Origin of the sequence: endosymbiont of Lamellibrachia barhami, from assembly GCF_011947365.2 — a bacterium.
Lineage (GTDB): Bacteria > Pseudomonadota > Gammaproteobacteria > Chromatiales > Chromatiaceae > QGON01.
In genome coordinates, this window is the sequence record NZ_JAAVSH020000001.1 from 3728602 (window position 1) to 3745177 (window position 16576).

General features: G+C 53.3%; 19 protein-coding genes and 1 pseudogene. 3 read left to right on the plus strand and 17 right to left on the minus strand.

What is annotated here, in order from left to right; genetic code table 11:
• Positions 1–98: 98 nt before the first annotated feature.
• The 16 genes from G9Q73_RS17090 to G9Q73_RS17165 all read right to left on the minus strand — a co-directional run bounded on the left by G9Q73_RS17090 (position 99) and on the right by G9Q73_RS17165 (position 13217).
• Entirely contained in the window at positions 99–500 is a 402-nt protein-coding gene (locus tag G9Q73_RS17090; protein ID WP_177420852.1) for a type II toxin-antitoxin system VapC family toxin, read from the minus strand.
• Positions 501–612: 112 nt separating this feature from the next.
• Positions 613–846 (minus strand): ATP-binding protein, encoded by a 234-nt coding sequence (locus tag G9Q73_RS17095; RefSeq protein ID WP_177420853.1) that lies wholly within the window; start codon positions 844–846, stop codon positions 613–615.
• 524 nt (positions 847–1370) lie between these two features.
• Positions 1371–2006, minus strand: a complete 636-nt coding sequence (locus tag G9Q73_RS17100; protein ID WP_177420854.1) for a trimeric intracellular cation channel family protein — start codon at positions 2004–2006, stop codon at positions 1371–1373.
• A 375-nt stretch (positions 2007–2381) separates the two neighbouring features.
• A complete protein-coding gene (locus tag G9Q73_RS17105; RefSeq protein ID WP_177420855.1) occupies positions 2382–3818 on the minus strand; it encodes an IQM protein middle domain-containing protein in 1437 nt (478 codons plus the stop codon).
• 417 nt (positions 3819–4235) lie between these two features.
• On the minus strand, positions 4236–4910 hold the full coding sequence (locus tag G9Q73_RS17110) for an outer membrane beta-barrel protein (RefSeq protein ID WP_177420856.1): 675 nt from the start codon (positions 4908–4910) through the stop codon (positions 4236–4238).
• Between the two features lie 264 nt (positions 4911–5174).
• On the minus strand, positions 5175–5687 hold the full coding sequence (locus G9Q73_RS17115; RefSeq protein WP_246345355.1) for a DsrE family protein: 513 nt from the start codon (positions 5685–5687) through the stop codon (positions 5175–5177).
• A 110-nt stretch (positions 5688–5797) separates the two neighbouring features.
• Positions 5798–6229 carry a YqaA family protein gene (locus G9Q73_RS17120; RefSeq protein ID WP_177420857.1) on the minus strand — a complete coding sequence of 144 codons (432 nt, stop codon included), beginning with the start codon at positions 6227–6229 and terminating at the stop codon, positions 5798–5800.
• A complete protein-coding gene (locus G9Q73_RS17125; protein WP_177420858.1) occupies positions 6229–7155 on the minus strand; it encodes a class I SAM-dependent methyltransferase in 927 nt (308 codons plus the stop codon). The genes G9Q73_RS17120 and G9Q73_RS17125 overlap by 1 nt, the downstream gene beginning before the upstream one ends.
• Positions 7155–7526 (minus strand): DUF423 domain-containing protein, encoded by a 372-nt coding sequence (locus G9Q73_RS17130; protein ID WP_177420859.1) that lies wholly within the window; start codon positions 7524–7526, stop codon positions 7155–7157. The genes G9Q73_RS17125 and G9Q73_RS17130 overlap by 1 nt, the downstream gene beginning before the upstream one ends.
• Positions 7526–8068 (minus strand): hypothetical protein, encoded by a 543-nt coding sequence (locus G9Q73_RS17135; RefSeq protein WP_177420860.1) that lies wholly within the window; start codon positions 8066–8068, stop codon positions 7526–7528. The genes G9Q73_RS17130 and G9Q73_RS17135 overlap by 1 nt, the downstream gene beginning before the upstream one ends.
• A gap of 124 nt (positions 8069–8192) precedes the next feature.
• Entirely contained in the window at positions 8193–8831 is a 639-nt protein-coding gene (locus G9Q73_RS17140; protein ID WP_177420861.1) for a HEAT repeat domain-containing protein, read from the minus strand.
• 34 nt (positions 8832–8865) lie between these two features.
• Positions 8866–9069 (minus strand): SlyX family protein, encoded by a 204-nt coding sequence (locus G9Q73_RS17145; RefSeq protein ID WP_177420862.1) that lies wholly within the window; start codon positions 9067–9069, stop codon positions 8866–8868.
• A gap of 2 nt (positions 9070–9071) precedes the next feature.
• Positions 9072–9407, minus strand: coding sequence for an ArsR/SmtB family transcription factor (locus G9Q73_RS17150; RefSeq protein ID WP_177420863.1), 336 nt, complete (start codon positions 9405–9407; stop codon positions 9072–9074).
• 9 nt (positions 9408–9416) lie between these two features.
• Positions 9417–10262, minus strand: a complete 846-nt coding sequence (locus G9Q73_RS17155; RefSeq protein ID WP_177420864.1) for a response regulator — start codon at positions 10260–10262, stop codon at positions 9417–9419.
• A 40-nt stretch (positions 10263–10302) separates the two neighbouring features.
• Positions 10303–12672 (minus strand): ATP-binding protein, encoded by a 2370-nt coding sequence (locus G9Q73_RS17160; RefSeq protein ID WP_177420865.1) that lies wholly within the window; start codon positions 12670–12672, stop codon positions 10303–10305.
• 80 nt (positions 12673–12752) lie between these two features.
• Positions 12753–13217, minus strand: coding sequence for a peroxiredoxin (locus tag G9Q73_RS17165; RefSeq protein WP_177420866.1), 465 nt, complete (start codon positions 13215–13217; stop codon positions 12753–12755).
• 382 nt (positions 13218–13599) lie between these two features.
• On the opposite strand from G9Q73_RS17165, the gene G9Q73_RS17170 reads away from it, so the two are divergent.
• Positions 13600–14670 carry an XrtA/PEP-CTERM system-associated ATPase gene (locus G9Q73_RS17170; protein WP_177420867.1) on the plus strand — a complete coding sequence of 357 codons (1071 nt, stop codon included), beginning with the start codon at positions 13600–13602 and terminating at the stop codon, positions 14668–14670.
• A gap of 148 nt (positions 14671–14818) precedes the next feature.
• Here the strand turns inward: G9Q73_RS17170 and G9Q73_RS17175 are convergent, their stop codons facing one another.
• On the minus strand, positions 14819–15043 hold the full coding sequence (locus G9Q73_RS17175; RefSeq protein WP_177420868.1) for a hypothetical protein: 225 nt from the start codon (positions 15041–15043) through the stop codon (positions 14819–14821).
• A 211-nt stretch (positions 15044–15254) separates the two neighbouring features.
• Between G9Q73_RS17175 and G9Q73_RS17180 the strand changes: the two genes are divergently transcribed.
• The gene (locus G9Q73_RS17180; RefSeq protein ID WP_177420869.1) at positions 15255–15938 is read left to right on the plus strand and encodes a YiaD family glycine zipper/OmpA-like lipoprotein; all 684 of its coding nucleotides are present in this window, start codon (positions 15255–15257) and stop codon (positions 15936–15938) included.
• Positions 15939–16261: 323 nt separating this feature from the next.
• Positions 16262–16576 (plus strand): annotated as a pseudogene (locus G9Q73_RS19850) (hypothetical protein); the annotation flags it as partial.

Here is a 16576-nt window from a genome sequence, read left to right on the forward strand (position 1 = left end):
ACCACGTTTTTCGTAATCAGGTCATAGAAAACGTGGTGCGTCCCCTAATATTTTTCTTCACAACAAGCCGCTGGGAATTAAATCCAAAGAGATTAAAGTTACGTGCAAAACGGATTCAATAGTCGAACCCCCGTTGTTTTAAAATCCTTGTGATTGCGTGTAACGACTGTTAAATCATGAATTAGAGCGGTTGCGGCAATGAGCTTGTCCAGTGCATTTTCCGGATGAGGTACTCGGAGCCGACCCCAAAGTTGCGCGATATCCGGGTTGATATCGAGAATGTGATCCTGGTAATCAGTCAGCAAGAGATCAAGCCAGTTCTCCAGTTGAGTTGCCTGCAGCGTGTCGCTTCTGTGTCTGATTAATTCAACGCCGCGTCGCAATTCGCCAACGGTGACTACCGATATGAATATCCGTGAGCGCGCATCAAATAACGCATTGAATAGTTTAGCGTCTTTTTCAAGGAAGCCAGGTTTTTCAGTTTGCGACTCTAACGACATGACAAAACCTCTCTTCTGCAAAGCAGATAAGCCTCCTTCCCGGTAGCGAATACCGTATTGAATTCATTCCCTCATCTTGATGTGTGTTGTTTTACAGACTAGACACCATACATCAGAGACCGACTAATTCTCCATGTCCGTATTTTCCGGTTACGGCATTTAGCAAATCATGTGAATTGGTCTTTGCAGGACTATATTCCACGAGAAACAAATGAGCCGCCTCAACTGAATTGTGCACACTTACAACTCCGTCGATATCCCGTAAAACTTCTTCTATACCGGAACGCTCTTCTGCTCCTACATTTTTGTCGACATGGATGGTGACATCAGCAAGTTGAATATCCATTATCAAATCTCCTTATCGAATTTCGAACGATAAAATTATTTCATCATTCTTTTTTAATTCCACAGCGATACACGCTAATACAACCACTTCTCCTCTACTATATTTATAGCAGAGAAACATGATTTTCGAAGGTTGTTGAGCCTGAAAATCAGAAGGTTCTGACAATTCCCCAGACCCTTCGCAGCTGTATGAAAAAGGAGTTTGAGATGAAGCGTATCAGTAATGAGCTTGCCGTAATGTTGATTGTAAGTGTATTCCTTCTCGTACCATTTTCCTGCGTCCTTTTTTGGCTGCTAGACAGGTTCGTCATGACGGAGCAAGTAAGGAATGGGGAAAAGAGGCTATATCATCGCTTACATAGCGGCAGGCCTTGACTATTCCGTGAGTAATAAACAAAAAAACAAGGGAAGCAGATTGATTTTCACAGGCGTGGAATAAATAAATCTATTCCCTTTTCCAAGTACCAGAAGTGGCGAGGAAAACGGGAAAACGTGGTGCGTCCCCTATTATTTTGTGGGGCAGCTTCAAGACTTGAAGCGAAATCTAGGCAGGCTGACATTATAATGCATAGCCAGCAGCCGTGATATAAATATACTTAGTCCCGAAATAATTGCTGCTATCGTTATCTCTTGGTCTAAATGTAAGAGCCCGATAAAGAGCAAAGAGCCAAGCCAGGATACTGTCGCATAAAGCGGGCTTAGAAATACGACAGGGGTTTCGTTACATAATACATCACGAAAAATACCTCCCATAATTCCTGTCATTACTCCCATAAAACTTGCAATAAGAGGGGGTGCTCCAACCATAAGTGAAACCAATGTTCCGGCAACGCCAAAAGTAGCTAAGCCCGCAGCATCAGCAACTAAGAAATATTTGGGCGAAACTACTATTATCCTTGCTGCTATAAAAACAGCGACTGCGCTACCAAGCGACGCTATAAAAAATATTTGGTCATTGATCCAGAATACATCTCGGCCAAGAAGCATGTCACGTAATGAACCGCCGCCTAATCCTGTAGCAATAGCAATAATAATTACACCGAATAAATCAAATTGTTTAAAACCAGCTTTAAGAACACCCGAAGCTGACGAAACAATAACCGCAAGTAAGGTTATCCAATATAAATTTTCTAAAAGTGATGGTGTTGGTTCTAATGTCATATTATTAATTATATTGTTTGCGCCTAGGAGGCTGTCGGATTTATCCGCTTGACGGGTAACTGCTCCTGCGTTTCCCGCACTTCCGCCATCCCTGGAGGTCGAAGCGACTAATCCATAGGAGCGGATTGAACAGCGAAGCTGGCCCCGAAGGGGCGAAGGGCATGGATGCCCGTAGTCAAATCACTGTTGGCGAATCATATCAGTTTATCGAACGAGGCGATCAAATGGGCAGGTGTCCATTTGACAGCGAAGCAGCCAAAAGGGTGCGAGGCAGGACCCCGAGCATTAATCGTGGACCTATTTAACGAGTTCGATAAGCTGAGTTGATCGCCATCCAGGGATTTGCAGCCAAACAGCGTTAAATCCGACACTCTCCTAGAACCGCTGGAGTTTTTCAGCGAATTTCCCAATCTCCTCAGTGGACTTATTGCCTGGCAGGTTCAATGCGAGATACGCATTGAAATTATCGTCAGCAGTGACGGGAAGCTGCCAGGTACCGGAGGTCTTGATGGCGGCTTCGATTGCATCTGCCCTGAAATCATTGCCCGCCAGTCGAGCAAACACCCTGACCGGAAAGAACCAGGTCTCACCGCCTCCCGGTGCCCCATCACTGAATACGCCGACGACCGCGTTGTTATCGAGCACCTCGATGAGCCGGTCGACGGCCTGCGCGAGCAATCGCCAGCCGGGGCGATAGTGACCGCTCATGTTGTCGATGGCGATGATCTTGCCGTTGTTGGCCACGATTCCTCCCGCTGCCTGGATGGACTTCTCATCCACCAGGAAGGAGTGGAAGGATTTGTTCACCTTCGGATTGGGATCAAACAGTATCTCGTCGTGGCGCATTACGTATTTCAACGAATTCGGCATCTCGACCAGTTTTTGTTTGAGGTTTTTGGTGAGTACTCGTTCGCGACGACTGATATATCTAACCTGTCGATTGTCGATCTCCAGGTTGATCTCCAGGGTATGGAAAGGGGTCAGGGTCGGCACGATGCCAGAAAGCCCTGCTCCCGGGTAGGCGAGGCTGGGTTTGTCGGTTCGGTCCTTGATCTGAAAGAAAGCCTTTGCGATTCCCTGCTCGAAATGGAGCGTTATGTTGTCGACGTCTAACACCTCGGTCTTGTTGAAGCGGTTGTATCCAAGCTTCTCGATATAGGATTTGGTGGAAGGGGCTGCCTGCGGCGAGCATGCCAGCGAGTGCCTGAGCAGGAACACGGTGGCAAGCCAAGCCGTCGATTTGCCTTCCCGGAACTGCAGACCCTGGTCCAGGAGCCATTTGGAATATTTAGTGTAATCCTCACCCAACTCTTTCTCCATCAAGTTGCGGTTGCGTCTCGCGAGGTCGTCGGAGCGCAACGGTTTCGACCACTGATAAGTATCCCCCTGCTTTATGAAGGCGGGTATCTTTCCCGAGGTCAGTGCAACCTTGTCGCAACGCGACGAGTTCTTCAGATAGAACCGGTTGATTTCGTTGAGGTCTTTGATGAACGGCGTCAGTACGCCCCAGGCGAATTGGGCCCAGCCGGCTTGGGTGACATGTCGCCGGGTGAACTGGTTGCCGGGATTGGGATCGGGCGGGTCTGCCAAGGCGTTGCTGTGGATAGCCTGGGAGAGAGGCACCAGGGCATTAGCCAGGGCACCGATACGCAGGCTCAACAGATCAGGCCTGAACTCATCATGCTCCAGGAATCGGGTCAGATGACCGGAGACCGCCTGCAGGTGTTGTTTCGCTACATTCAATCCTGGGAGTTGCCCGGCCACACGATCCAGAACGAACCTTACGCCTTTGACATCATCGTTCATGCTCATGGAGTTTCCTCACTTCATGGAAGATCCCTGGGAACAGCGGAAACAGAGGGCAGAGAAAAAGATAATAATCCCTCCGAACCCTTGATCTTCTGCTTACCGAACACAAGCCCGCCCCAATAAGCTGATTATCATTAACTTAATAATAGCGTATTAGCTAATAGCTGCCCCCCCTGCTGCAGACCGGACGTGACAATTGTCCTGAGAGGCAATCGCCCACCAATTATATTCACTCAATAGGCTGCAACGAGATAGATAGTTGCGCCATCCCGATCATGGCGGTAGGAAGGGTTTCTCTTAGATTGAACCGCACGATCAGAAAAGTATCTTTCTCGAAATGTCCTGAAAAAAGGCCTGGAGCAATAACTCCAGGCCTTTTCCGTTTCGAGTGTTAGATCGAGATTACATTTGCACTGTCTATCAGGGAAATCGGTAGACCAGGCTCGCTGATCCAGTGTTGAGCTGGTATTGAGCGTCATCTACCGCGTTACGTTCGAACTCGAATCGGTAGACGAAACGTTGTGGAAGTCCCACATCGTACTCCAAACCCGCACCGTAGCTGAGATCGCTGCCGGAGCTTTCCTCCACCGAGATAAACCCGCTTTCATTCCACGTGTTCTTCGACTTCCACCAGAGCAGCCCCAACTTGCCGAAGACGGTAATCCGGTCGGTCATCGGCCAACTGCCAACGGCGGACAGGCCAAATCCAGAGGATTCGTTGACTCCGCTGACCTGCCCAGGAGCCCAGGAATCACCACTCCCGTCGGAGGTGGCGGAGAATTCCGATTTGCCATAATCGCTGTAGGAGGCCTCTACCGCCACATTCTGAGTAACCTCATACCCCACAAAGACCTTCGTACTCGCATCCGTTTTGTCTGTTGAGATAGACGAAACCGATCCATCGTCCCAGTCGCCCGGCGCATCGTTGTTCGTCACTCCCACACCGACACCCGCATAGACATTCTGAGCCGCAGTTCCCTCAGGAAACAGCTCCCGCGCATGAGCACTCTGGGTGATGACGGCGGCTACAAGAAAAATAACCCAAACGGAAACTCCGCCAGCCTGACGCAGGCGGCCCTGGACACTCTCTTTCATAAGATCCCCCAACAAAAACTTGTCACATGCCGACAACAGGCAGCCCGGATAAACGGAAGACAATCAGAGCCCATGCCGACTAATAATAATTATCTGATGCCACGCCAATCCAGTATAGACCACATTTTTTGTATGGCAATCTGAATGTGGTGATTTTTTAATCCACACGCAGTTACCGGGAAATCGCTCTAAAACCTGCCGGCTGTTTTCCAAACATAAGGCGACATAGATGAATTCATCATGCAGACACGCGCCTCTTCCTTGTTATCTTATCTCTTCAATCGCAAACTTCTTCTCCATCACTCGGGGATAGATAAGCGCATAGCCCAACATCTGCCAGTGGGCCATCTCGGTCATGGCGGAAGGCACTACCTGCACAAAATCCTGGAAGTCCTGCGCCTGATAGCCGTAATCGTGAGCGGCAAGGCCACAGATCTTGAACTCCACTCCCAGCTCTGAGTAGTAACGCATGCGCTCCACCAAGTCCCTGTATTTTTCATAATTCCACTTCGCCAAGGTGACGATCTCCGCACCATGGATGACGACCTTGAAAGAGAGGTCTTCCGGCGAGTAGTCATAGGGTGCGGCCATCAGGGGATTCATTGTGGCGCGTATCCAGTACAGGGCTGAGGCCAGATGTGCAGGATCGTTGAAATAGAATTCGAACAGAACCTTCTGGGCGGTGTAGGGTGTATTGACGATCTCCGCACCATCCTCCTCATCTGCCATAAGCGGTAGAACAAACAGGAACAAAGACAACAGTATAATCTTCTTCATGGCCGCCTCCGGAGTGGAAATAGTTAACCACTCGATACTTTTATATTTAGCACCCTTTGCCCGAAAAACGACCCTTTCCATCTTAGGCTTATTTTCTACGCCAACCCTGTTCAGCTCTGCAGTCCATTGATGACTCCCAGTAGCACCGCATAACGCACCGCCTTGCCAATCGATATGTAGACCAGCGCCGGCAGTATCCGCACACCACTCCAGCCTGCCGCCAGACAGAGTGGATCACCCACTACAGGCAGCCAGGAGAAGAGCAGGGCGGGACTACCGAACTTTGCCACCCGGGCCAGCGCCTTCTGCTGTTCCGCCTTCTTCAGTCCCCGGCCAGGGAAGCGTTTCGCCAGCCACCAGCCGATGAGCCAACTGCTGAGCCCACCCAATGTATTGCCCAGGGTTGCCACCGTCCAAAACAGAAATGTCGAATCGGGGGTTTCGTATACCGCAAAGAGCAGCATCGCCTCCGAGCCACCAGGCAGTAGTGTGGAGGCGAGAAAACTGCCGATGAAAAGGGTGAGTGGCCCGGCAGGGTCCATCAGGCCTTGAACAGCCAGCAACGATGTGCGGTATGACGCTTGAAATCATCCGGAACAGTTTGGCGGGTGATATCTTCGGCATGCTCCGCAATCGCCGGATCAAGTTTGAACCTGCGCAGATTGTTGGAGAAGATGATCTCGCCACCGGGATTGAGCAGTTGCACGCACCCCTCCAGCAACTTGGGATGATCACGCTGCACATCCAGGGTATCGCGCATCTTTTTTGAATTGGAGAAGCTCGGCGGATCGAGCATGATGATATCGAAACATTCACGTTTCCTTGCCAGATGCAGATATTTGAAGACATCTTCACGCACTAACTGATGCGCTTTACCTTTGAAGCCATTCAGTTGCAGATTGCGCTGACTCCATGCCTGATAGGTATTGGAGAGGTCGACGGTGACCGAGCCTTCAGCACCACCTGCCGCTGCATAGACGGTAAAACTGCCGGTGTAGGCAAACAGATTGAGAAATCGACGCCCTGATGAGCGTTCCCGCACCATGGCCCGCGTATTGCGGTGGTCGAGAAAGAGGCCGGTATCAAGATAGCTGTGCAGGTCGACCTCGAAGGCCAGCTCGCCCTCGTGCACAATTTTTGGCCTGCCCCAGATCCTGTTCTTCTCATACTGCGCCGACCCTTTCTGCCGCCGCCGGGTCTTGAATGCGAGCGCCTCAACCGGCAGTTCCAGCACCTCACAGATAACATCCGCGATAGCCTTCTCCTGCACCTCTTCCAGATCATCTATTCCTTTGCGGGCAAACACCTGGGCATGAACCTGTCCCTCATACCAGTCGATGGCCAGGGGAAATTCGGGAATATCCCGATCATAGATACGATAACAGCTGACCTCCCGACGTTTGGCCCACTTGCTCCAGTGGCGAAAGTTTTTACTCAGCCGATTGGCAAAGGGGGTCAGATCTGACATTAGCCGATACGTCGCGCCGCCAGGGCGAGTGATATCCAACCGACGATAAATGCGGTGCCGCCAATGGGGGTGATCATGCCCCACGGATTCACGCCGGTGAGGGCGAGCAGATAGAGGCTGCCGGAGAAGAGCAGTATACCGGTGATAAAAGACCAGCCGGAAATTGTTAATGCCGTCGACCGTGTGTGAAGTGCCAGTAAGCCCACCACCAACAGCGCCAAGCTGTGCAGGCCCTGATAGTTGACACCTTTCTGGAAGACCAGCAGCATCTCCGGGGTGACCAGCTCTTTCAGGCTGTGGGCGCCAAAGGCTCCAATGACTACAGTCAGACAACCACTCACCGCGCCGATAAAAAGAAAGTTACGTGCCATCAATGCTGCTCCAGCGACTTCAATTCTTCAAGGATACCCAGCACCATCTCCTCGGTCGGCCCATCGAGTTTCCTGCAGAGCTTGTCTGGATTCCTCTCCCCATTGATCAGGGGACGAATCACCGAAGCCAACAGCGCAATAGGGCCGCCCGCCTTGCTCATCTGGTCCGCCATCTCAGCGATCAGCTGCAGCGCCTGCACATTGCCGGTTGCAGCGGCATGGATCATGGAAGCCAGCCCCGGCGCCGCCTGAGCCGGATCGGGTTTGGCGTTGGGATCGGGCAGGGTGGCGGGATCCTGCAACCCTCTCAGGATCGCTTCAACGATGACCTGATCCTCCTCATCGAGGCCATTCAATATCTCTATATCCCGGCGACCGCCCATGATGCGCCGGATGGCCGCCACCAAGTCGCTCCACTCGTTATCTTCAGCCACCTTCAGCAGCTGCTCAAATTCGACTTTGCGGTCCGGATCGGTACCGCTCTTCACCACTTCGTTGATAAAAAGCGCGTGTACGCTGAGTATCTGTTCCCGTCGATCCATAAAAATTCCTGATTGTTGTTCGGTCGTAAAAGCAGGTAGGCCCGATCAAGCGTAGCGGATCGGGCATTCCCGAATTGGCAGAGTGCTAAAGATTGCCGGTTCCGCTTCGCTTGAACCTGCCTACCTATGGGGAAAGATCATTCAGAGAGTCACTCGCAATCTCTCTCACATCCGGGTGTTCATCCTGCTGCAATTTCCGCAACACCGGAATAACCTCCGGGGTAGCGACAAGCCCAAGATAGTGGGCGATATCGGCGCGAATATTGGCCTCGGCCGCATCAGCCATCCGTGTCAACACAGGCACCGCCGCCTCCAGCCATTCGCTCCCCTGTAGATCCTCCATCACCACGCCGATGCCGATGCGTGCCGCCATCGGTGTGCCGCTATCTTCGAGCAGCGCCAACAGGCTGGTCAGGGAGGCCGGATCGCGCTCAATGACCTCCGCCACCTTGTGCGGGCGCTGGGTCTCAAGCAGATGACTGAAATATTCACCAAAACCCTTGCCGGTGGCGGCCAGCTCGCACCAGTGCGCCAGTTCAGACTGGCTGTGCATCCCCTCCAACTCAAATGGCCCAATGCGGGTCCAGGGAACACTGCGCGTCCCGACCGCCTGAGCCGCTTCAGGATGTTCCACGATATTGATCGCTTCCAGACGCCCCAGATGTCCCTCTTCGAGCAGGCGACTCAGCGCTGCAAGGACTACGGGACAGTGGGCGCAGCCGGTGGCAAGCAGCAGCAGTGCATCAGGAGGCGTGTTGGACATGAGAACCCGGAGTGTGGAGCGAGTGAGCGCAGGCTCAGTAGTGCGGAGGCGGGGACTCGTCGGAATGCCCCTCCAGCGGCGAAGGGCTCAACGCCTGGAGACGCTGCCGCAACTCCTCAATCTCCTGCTGCAGGCTGTCTATAATCTGTTGTTGATGCCCCACCGACTGGTTGAGCGACTGGATATTCTCCTCCTGAAACGCCAGCCGGGTCTCCAGTTCAATCAGCCGCGCATCCATCTTCAGGATCTCGGATAGCGGTCGTCGAGGTTGGCGGGGCAGAGCACATTGCGCATGATACCGATGAGATCCAGCAACTGAGGATTGCGAATACGGTAGTAGATTCGATTCGCCTCCTTGCGGGAGACCACAATATTCTTGTTGCGCAGCTGCTCCAGATGCTGGGAGATATTGCTTTGGGAGGTGCCCGTCCTTTCAACGATCTCTCCGACGGAGAGTTCACTCTCGCCCAGAGAGCAGAGTATCTTCCATCGCAGAGGATGGGCCATCGCTTTCAAAGCGTTGGCGGTCAGGGCGGTATCTTCCTCGGTCGCTTGCGGTTCGTTCGGCTCGCTCATAACTGACTCCTAAGCTGCATCCTCATCACGAATATATCCGGTCATATCTTTTGCGATACATATAATATGGCTAATCTTACCATCTTGATCTTTGACTGCGGTACGGGCAAAAAGTATCGGTACACGGCGCCCATCCTTGGCGATGAAACGTGCTTCGATGCGGCTTATCGCCCCGGTACGAATCAGCGCCTCCAGCCAGGTGCCGAAAAAAGCCCCGGCCTGCTCCTCTTCCGCCTCCTCGAACACGTCGCTGATCCACAGGCTCTGCAGATCACTCTCTGTATAGTCGAGCATCCGGCAGGCGGCGGGATTGGCGGATTCGATCCCACCCTCGGGATTCAGCACCAGCAGGGCCTCGCCCATGTAAGTGATGATATTTTCCAGATGCTGTTTGGCGGCAGCCAGTTCTGCGGTGCGTTCCGCCACCTTCTGCTCCAGCACCCGGTTCATCTGGCGCTCTTTCTCGATGAGACGGAAGTAGGTACTGATCTTGTTGATCAGCTGGTTATCGTCGATGGGCTTCAGTAGATAGTCCACGGCGCCCACCTCATACCCCTTCTGCTGGAACTCTTCAGTCTTGAAGGCTGCGGTGAGAAAGATGATGGGAATATCTTTGGTCTTATTACGGATCTTCAGCATCGATGCGGTCTGAAATCCATCCATCTCCGGCATCTGCACATCGAGAATGATCAGATCGATACCCGGCACCTTGACCGCAATATCCAGGGCCTGCTGGCCGGAGGTCGCCTCGAAGATCTCCACCTCCATATGCCGTTCGACAAGGGTTCTGAGCGTAAACAGGTTATGCTCATGATCATCGACGATCAACAACTTGAATCCGGAGTAACGTTTCATCTCTCTTTTTTGGTCTGTCTGCCGGTGTGAAACTGGTCCGTTACAACGGCAGGTGCCGGGCAATCAACGCCTTCAAGTCATCGGCATCGATCGGTTTTGGGATAAAGTCATCCGCACCTGCCTCTATACACCGCTCCCGGTCTAACGCCGTATTTTTTGCGGTGAGCGCGATTACGGCCAGATCTCTGAAACGGCCATCTTCGCGGATATGTCTGATCGTATCATAGCCATCCATCTCCGGCATCATGATGTCCATCAACACAATGGCAAATTCCGGGTTCTCTTCAAGGGTCTCCAGCGCCTCCCTGCCATCCCCCGCTGCCGTGATCTCCAACCCCCAGCTTTCGAGCAGGGGCGCCAACGCCAGCAGATTGCGCAGGTCATCATCAACCAACAATACGCGCTTGCCATTGAAATCCACCTCACGGGCTGTTGCAGATTGCGGCATTACCGTATCCTCCGGCTCTGTCGACGGTTCCGGCTGGTGTTCCTGCAATCCAAACGCCTCGGGCTCGACATGCTCCAGCCGCGCCTCGTCAATATCGGAGTGGTCGAACTCCAGCGGCAGGCTGAGGGTGAATACTGAACCCTCCCCCTCCTCACTCTCCAGCCTGATATCACCGTCCATCAGATAGGCAAGTTCCCGGCTGATACTCAGACCCAGCCCGGTGCCGCCAAAACGACGACTGGTGGAGCCATCAGCCTGTTTGAACGCCTCGAATATCTCCCCGAGCTTGTCGCCAGGGATCCCGATGCCGCTATCCTCCACCCCAATACAGACCGGACGGGCGCTATCTTCGCCCGCATAGGCATGTATCGTCACGCCTCCACTTTTGGTGAATTTGACCGCATTGGAGAGAAAATTCTTCAGTATCTGCCGCACCTTCTCATGATCTGAGATAAAGAATTCCGGGGCGTCCGAGGCAATATCTGCCGTAAAAGAGAGGGATTTTGCATCGAACTGGGGCTTTACCAACTCCATCAACTCCTCGATCAAACGCCGCAGATCAATTCGTTCCAGACTGAAACTGGCCTGTCCCGCCTCTATGCGGGAGAGATCGAGAATATTGTCGATCAGCGCTTTCAGATCTGCCCCGGCCTCATGGATCACCGAAACCTGTTTGCGTTGCGCGCCACGCAACGCCTCCGGCCCCTCTGAAAGCATTTTGGAGAGCAGTAAGATGGAATTCAGCGGGGTGCGCAGCTCATGGCTGACATTGGCCAGAAACTCCGACTTGTAGCGGTTCGACTCCTCCAGTTGGCGGGCATGCTGCCGCTGCTCTTCCGAGTGGTGAGTATGCGCCTCGGCCAGAACCGTCAACTGCTCACCCAGCTCCCGTACCTCTCTGGGCCCCCGCCAATGGAAACGAACCGGCTCACCCTCACGCAATACCCGCCCGACCCCCTCCGTCAGGGTCTGGCCAAAACGGGAAACGGTCAAGGCAATCCACCTGGCTGATAACAACACAAGCAGCGAGACGACAAAGACAATGGTAAGCACGCGCATGACCAGCGTATTACGAAACTTGGAGAGCGGTGACGGATCCACCGCACGCCCAACCCAGAGCGGCCCCGAATCCTCTGTCATGAACATCGGCACCCAGATAACCTGCTGACCGGCATCTCCCTTCCAAAGACCCAGCTTGCCCGCCGTAAAGATCTCTTTCAGACCGGCAAAATCGGTGAAGGCGCGGGACGTCTGGTCACCGGAGATCTGCTCCTCCAGATAGACACCCTCATTGTTGACCCAGAGTGTATTCCGATAAGCCCTGGCCATGCCACCGACATCGATATTGGCAACCACCGCCCCAACAGTTTTGCCGAAACCTTGAGGACCACTGCCTTCAATCGGACTGATCATCCGCAGCGTCATGAAACGTCTGGGGTCATCGTGTGCGGCTGCGGGGTTCAGGCTGATCAGACTTACCGCAACGGTTCCAAGCTCCTGTCGCATGCCCGCCAGTCTCATCTCCAGATTCGGCAGATCGGGCTGAGTGGCCGTGGGTTCCCACCGCTGAGTTCGTGAATTCCGCTCCAACCAGAAATAGGGTCTGGCCTGATCGTCCAAAAAGAGGATCTGGATGATATCAAACTGGTCCCGCAGAACCTTATTGATCCATCCGGTATAATTCACCCGCGCCTTGTCGAAGCGCGCCTCGTCCTCTAGCCCGGATTCTCCCAACACACCGCCCGGTTCCGGCAGTTTGGCCAGCAGTCGCAGCATTTCATGGCGACTGGCCAGGTGCTCATCAAGATCCCTGAAATCAGCCCGCAGATTCTGCAGATGCGCCTTATGGTAGAAGAGCTCCAGCCGGTCCAGGACAAAAGGCAGATTGGAAACAACCATCACGGTCAGTGGAGCCAGACCAAACAGGAAGAGAAACAGCATGATCTGAGTGCGCAGTTTCATTCACACATCCTGCGCCAATCCAATGGTGCCGGAGGTCAGGGAGGGAGCATTCACTGACCTACACTGCATCACGATCACGCTCAGAGCGACTTGACCAACTGTAAAACCTGCCCGGCATGCCCCTTGGGTTTCACGTCGTAGAGCGCTTCACGCACCACGCCTGATTTGTCAATGATGAATGTGGAACGCACGATTCCCATGCGTTTCTGGCCATGCGCCTCCTTCTCCTGCCAGACGCCAAAAGCCTCACAGGCTTCCCCCTCGGGATCCGCCAGCAGGCGCACCGTCAGCCCGTGCTTGTCGCGAAAAGAGGCATGACTCACGCAATTGTCTCGGCTGATGCCGAAAACCAGGGTATCCAGCTTTTCAAAATCCTCCATTAAATCGGACAGCTCCAATGCCTCGATCGTACAACCCGTCGTGTCGTCCTTGGGATAGAAATAGAGCACAAGGTTTTTCTTATCCAGATAATCACTGGAATCGACCATGTACATATCCGCATCAGGCAACTGGAAAGGGGGGGCCTTCTGACCGACTTGCAGCATAAATGCTCCTTATTCTTCTCATTATGAAGTTGAAATCCAAAGGTATAAAAACTGTGTGACATGTTTAGATGCCGCTCTATATCCGCACTTTGCCAAGCAGCGACAGCGATTGATGCACTCGCTGTCTACCCATGAAGATAGTGAGCCAGCCAAGGAACGTCAACTCCCCCACTTCTCACTGCCTTTCCGCATTTCGCTCATCAGTAACAGATGATCACCCCCCTCACCCATCAAACAAGGTAGGCAAACTGTCGATTTCATAGCATAATCAGTCCCCTGAAAGGTCGAATCCACCTTTGTGCTTGTATTCGACCATCAGAAAATTCATGGTTATTTCCACTTGCCCGGCAATTCTGGCCAGGGAATCACAGGCAACCGAAACATGTATGACGATTTTTACAAACTGAAAGGCAAACCCTTCCAGCTGACACCCGACCACAAGTTCTTCTTCAATAGTAAGGGGCACAATCGGGCAATGGCCTACCTGCGCTACGGACTTGAGCAGGGTGAAGGGTTTATCGTGATCACCGGTGGCATAGGTACCGGCAAAACCACACTGGTCAGAAACCTGTTTCAGGAGCTCTCCAACAAAAACGTCATGGCGGCCCAGCTGGTTACCACCCAGGTCGATCCAGACGACATGCTGCGCATGGTCTGTGCCTCTTTTGGTCTCGCCCATGAAGGTCTCAACAAGGCCACGTTATTACACAATCTCGAAGCCATCGCCCGCACCCGCCACGCCGAGGGCAAGCAGATTCTGCTGGTGGTGGACGAAGCGCAGAACCTTCCTGCCCGGTCAGTGGAGGAACTGCGCATGCTCTCCAACTTCCAGGTTGGGGATAAAGCACTGGTGCAGACCTTCCTGCTCGGCCAGGAGGAGTTCAAGCGCACGCTGCAGAGCCCAGGCATGGAACAGTTCCGGCAGCGCATCATCGCCTCTTACCATCTGGAGCCGTTGAGCGGCGACGAGACCGAAAAATATATCAAGCACCGTTTACAGCTCGTCGGCTGGGAAGGCGATCCGGAGTTTGCCGAGGAGGTGTTCCAAATAATCTACGACTTCACCGAGGGCGTACCCCGCCGCATCAACTCGATGTGTGATCGCCTGATGCTGTACGGATGCCTGGAAGAGCTCCACACCATGGACAAGAAAGCGGTGGGCGCCGTGATCGAGGAGTTGGAGCAGGAAGTCAGCTACCAGAAGCCCAGCACCCAGGGACAACAGCAGCTCGCTTCCGTCTCGCATCTGCCCTCTCGTGGCGCTGGCGCACAGATGTCCGCCTCAAATGCAGCGCCGGAGATGATGGCCAACGCCGATGAGTTTATCTATCGGATTCAAGAGCTAGAGAAAGAGATCAGCAGTCTGAAAAAGACCATGCGCAACGAACAGAAACTGCTGCGCAAAGCCATTTTGCTACAGATGGACATGGATGAGTTCGACGACGTCGAGTAGCCTGCCCATTTTGCCGAGCCGAACACGTAGGCCTGATCAAGCGTAGCGGATCAGGCATAAGGCATAAGGCTTGATACAAGGAACCGTGTTTGCCGGTTCCGCAAGCTTGAACCGGCCTGCGAACCATCAGCCTGGATTAGCCTTTAGTTTAGTCCAGCTCAGGTCCCAGGATATGCGTCACCGGCTCAAAACCGCGTCCCTCCAGCGCCTCGGCAATATCCTCCCAGACATAGCCTGTTTTCGACTCTTCCGCCTGCGCGATGATACCCGTGGCAAACCGATAGGCTTCATTGGTATCCAGGTCGTCAGGAATCCGCACCAGCCGAATGCGCTCGAATTGAGCACTGGGCAACAGCATCAGGGTTTCACTCATGTATACTCACCTTGCAGTGTGGGTTACTGCCATCAGATTGGTTGATTCTGCTCCACGCCCGGCAAGAAATTGTCTTGAACAGGTTTTGCGGATATCAGCCGTGATGATACCCCCCCCATCTGATTCATCAAACATAAAAACCTGCTAATCTCATAACATACATTCCACCTTCCCGGCGATCAGGCCCAGACTCAAAGATTTACCTATCACTATGAAATCAAAGCCGCTTATCCATGCACTGCTTTTACTGCCCTTTCTCAGTGCCTGTACTACGAACGATCCTCACCAACGGGCAAAAACCGGCGCTGCCATCGGCGCGGTAGTAGGCGCAGTTGCCGGACACCAGATGAACGACAGATCAGGGAAATTCGTCGGTGCTGCGGTTGGCGCCCTGGCAGGTGCCGCCATCGGTAACTATATGGACGATCAACAGAGGGAGTTCGAGGAGAGCCTGGCTGTGGAGCAGGAGCGTCACGATGTGGAGATCGAGCGTCTGAAAGACGACACCCTGAAGCTCAGCGTCAACAATGAAGTCTCCTTCGCCTTCGATAGCGCCGACATCTCCCCAGCCTTCAAACCGACCCTGAGCAAGCTTGCCAGACTGCTGAACAAATACAACAAGACCGTAGTGCACATCATTGGCCACACAGACAACAGGGGTGCCAATGAGTACAACGAAACCCTCTCCAGCCGACGCGCAGACCATGTCGCCTTCTATCTTGAGGACAGGGGCGTACCTGGAGCCCGCATCCGCACCGAAGGGAGAGGTGAGTCGGAACCCCGCGCCACCAACACAACAGAAGCCGGACGCCAGCTGAATCGCCGGGTTGAGATCTATGTCAAACCCATCGTGGAGGGTGATGAAGAGACGGCCTACGAATCACCACGCTACTGACGTGCATCCGTCCGGAAACATCTTTTCACCACGAAGAACTCGAAAGGCACAAAGCTTATTAATTGATTAACAGTGAATTTCCTTTGTGTTCTTCGTGGTGAATACAGTTTTCCCAGACATGAGAGTGAATAAGAAGGAGACTGCGCCATGCCCAACTATTTCCATATCGCCGAACTGGTGCCCCCAAGCATCCACCAAAAGTTCGGAGATCAGCGATCGTGGAATTTCGTCAACCGTCGCGCCTACAAAAATCTCGTGAAGATCAGGCATTATGTGGGCCGGCCTTTCATCATCAATAACTATCGTGACGGAGGCCAGCGGGAGTGGTCTGGATTCAGGACGCCGGAAAGTCCCTATTTCTCTTCAACCTCTGGCACTCGATAGCCAACGCCTACGACATCATCTGTAGCGGCCTCACACCGCAGGAGCTGCAGGAAGTGGTGCAGAAGCACTTACGCAAAATTCAATATCGGCGGGTGAACTCGCCCCCACCTGAACCCAGTCGACTGGCGTTTCAATCTGAACGGAGAACTCACGGTCTTTCATCTGACCTGACCGGCGCCCCAATAAAAGACGGGGGCTCCAGGCCCCCGTTTTCACAATCGCGTAAACCCGCAATCAGCGCGGCAGATCACTCG

Excerpts from the sequence above, each read along its gene's own strand:
- G9Q73_RS17090 (WP_177420852.1), bottom strand. The coding sequence starts at position 500 with ATGTCGTTAGAGTCGCAAACTGAAAAACCTGGCTTCCTTGAAAAAGAC.
- G9Q73_RS17095 (WP_177420853.1), bottom strand. The coding sequence starts at position 846 with ATGGATATTCAACTTGCTGATGTCACCATCCATGTCGACAAAAATGTA.
- G9Q73_RS17100 (WP_177420854.1), bottom strand. The coding sequence starts at position 2,006 with ATGACATTAGAACCAACACCATCACTTTTAGAAAATTTATATTGGATA.
- G9Q73_RS17105 (WP_177420855.1), bottom strand. The coding sequence starts at position 3,818 with ATGAGCATGAACGATGATGTCAAAGGCGTAAGGTTCGTTCTGGATCGT.
- G9Q73_RS17110 (WP_177420856.1), bottom strand. The coding sequence starts at position 4,910 with ATGAAAGAGAGTGTCCAGGGCCGCCTGCGTCAGGCTGGCGGAGTTTCC.
- G9Q73_RS17115 (WP_246345355.1), bottom strand. The coding sequence starts at position 5,687 with ATGAAGAAGATTATACTGTTGTCTTTGTTCCTGTTTGTTCTACCGCTT.
- G9Q73_RS17120 (WP_177420857.1), bottom strand. The coding sequence starts at position 6,229 with ATGGACCCTGCCGGGCCACTCACCCTTTTCATCGGCAGTTTTCTCGCC.
- G9Q73_RS17125 (WP_177420858.1), bottom strand. The coding sequence starts at position 7,155 with ATGTCAGATCTGACCCCCTTTGCCAATCGGCTGAGTAAAAACTTTCGC.
- G9Q73_RS17130 (WP_177420859.1), bottom strand. The coding sequence starts at position 7,526 with ATGGCACGTAACTTTCTTTTTATCGGCGCGGTGAGTGGTTGTCTGACT.
- G9Q73_RS17135 (WP_177420860.1), bottom strand. The coding sequence starts at position 8,068 with ATGGATCGACGGGAACAGATACTCAGCGTACACGCGCTTTTTATCAAC.
- G9Q73_RS17140 (WP_177420861.1), bottom strand. The coding sequence starts at position 8,831 with ATGTCCAACACGCCTCCTGATGCACTGCTGCTGCTTGCCACCGGCTGC.
- G9Q73_RS17145 (WP_177420862.1), bottom strand. The coding sequence starts at position 9,069 with ATGGATGCGCGGCTGATTGAACTGGAGACCCGGCTGGCGTTTCAGGAG.
- G9Q73_RS17150 (WP_177420863.1), bottom strand. The coding sequence starts at position 9,407 with ATGAGCGAGCCGAACGAACCGCAAGCGACCGAGGAAGATACCGCCCTG.
- G9Q73_RS17155 (WP_177420864.1), bottom strand. The coding sequence starts at position 10,262 with ATGAAACGTTACTCCGGATTCAAGTTGTTGATCGTCGATGATCATGAG.
- G9Q73_RS17160 (WP_177420865.1), bottom strand. The coding sequence starts at position 12,672 with ATGAAACTGCGCACTCAGATCATGCTGTTTCTCTTCCTGTTTGGTCTG.
- G9Q73_RS17165 (WP_177420866.1), bottom strand. The coding sequence starts at position 13,217 with ATGCTGCAAGTCGGTCAGAAGGCCCCCCCTTTCCAGTTGCCTGATGCG.
- G9Q73_RS17170 (WP_177420867.1), top strand. The coding sequence starts at position 13,600 with ATGTATGACGATTTTTACAAACTGAAAGGCAAACCCTTCCAGCTGACA.
- G9Q73_RS17175 (WP_177420868.1), bottom strand. The coding sequence starts at position 15,043 with ATGAGTGAAACCCTGATGCTGTTGCCCAGTGCTCAATTCGAGCGCATT.
- G9Q73_RS17180 (WP_177420869.1), top strand. The coding sequence starts at position 15,255 with ATGAAATCAAAGCCGCTTATCCATGCACTGCTTTTACTGCCCTTTCTC.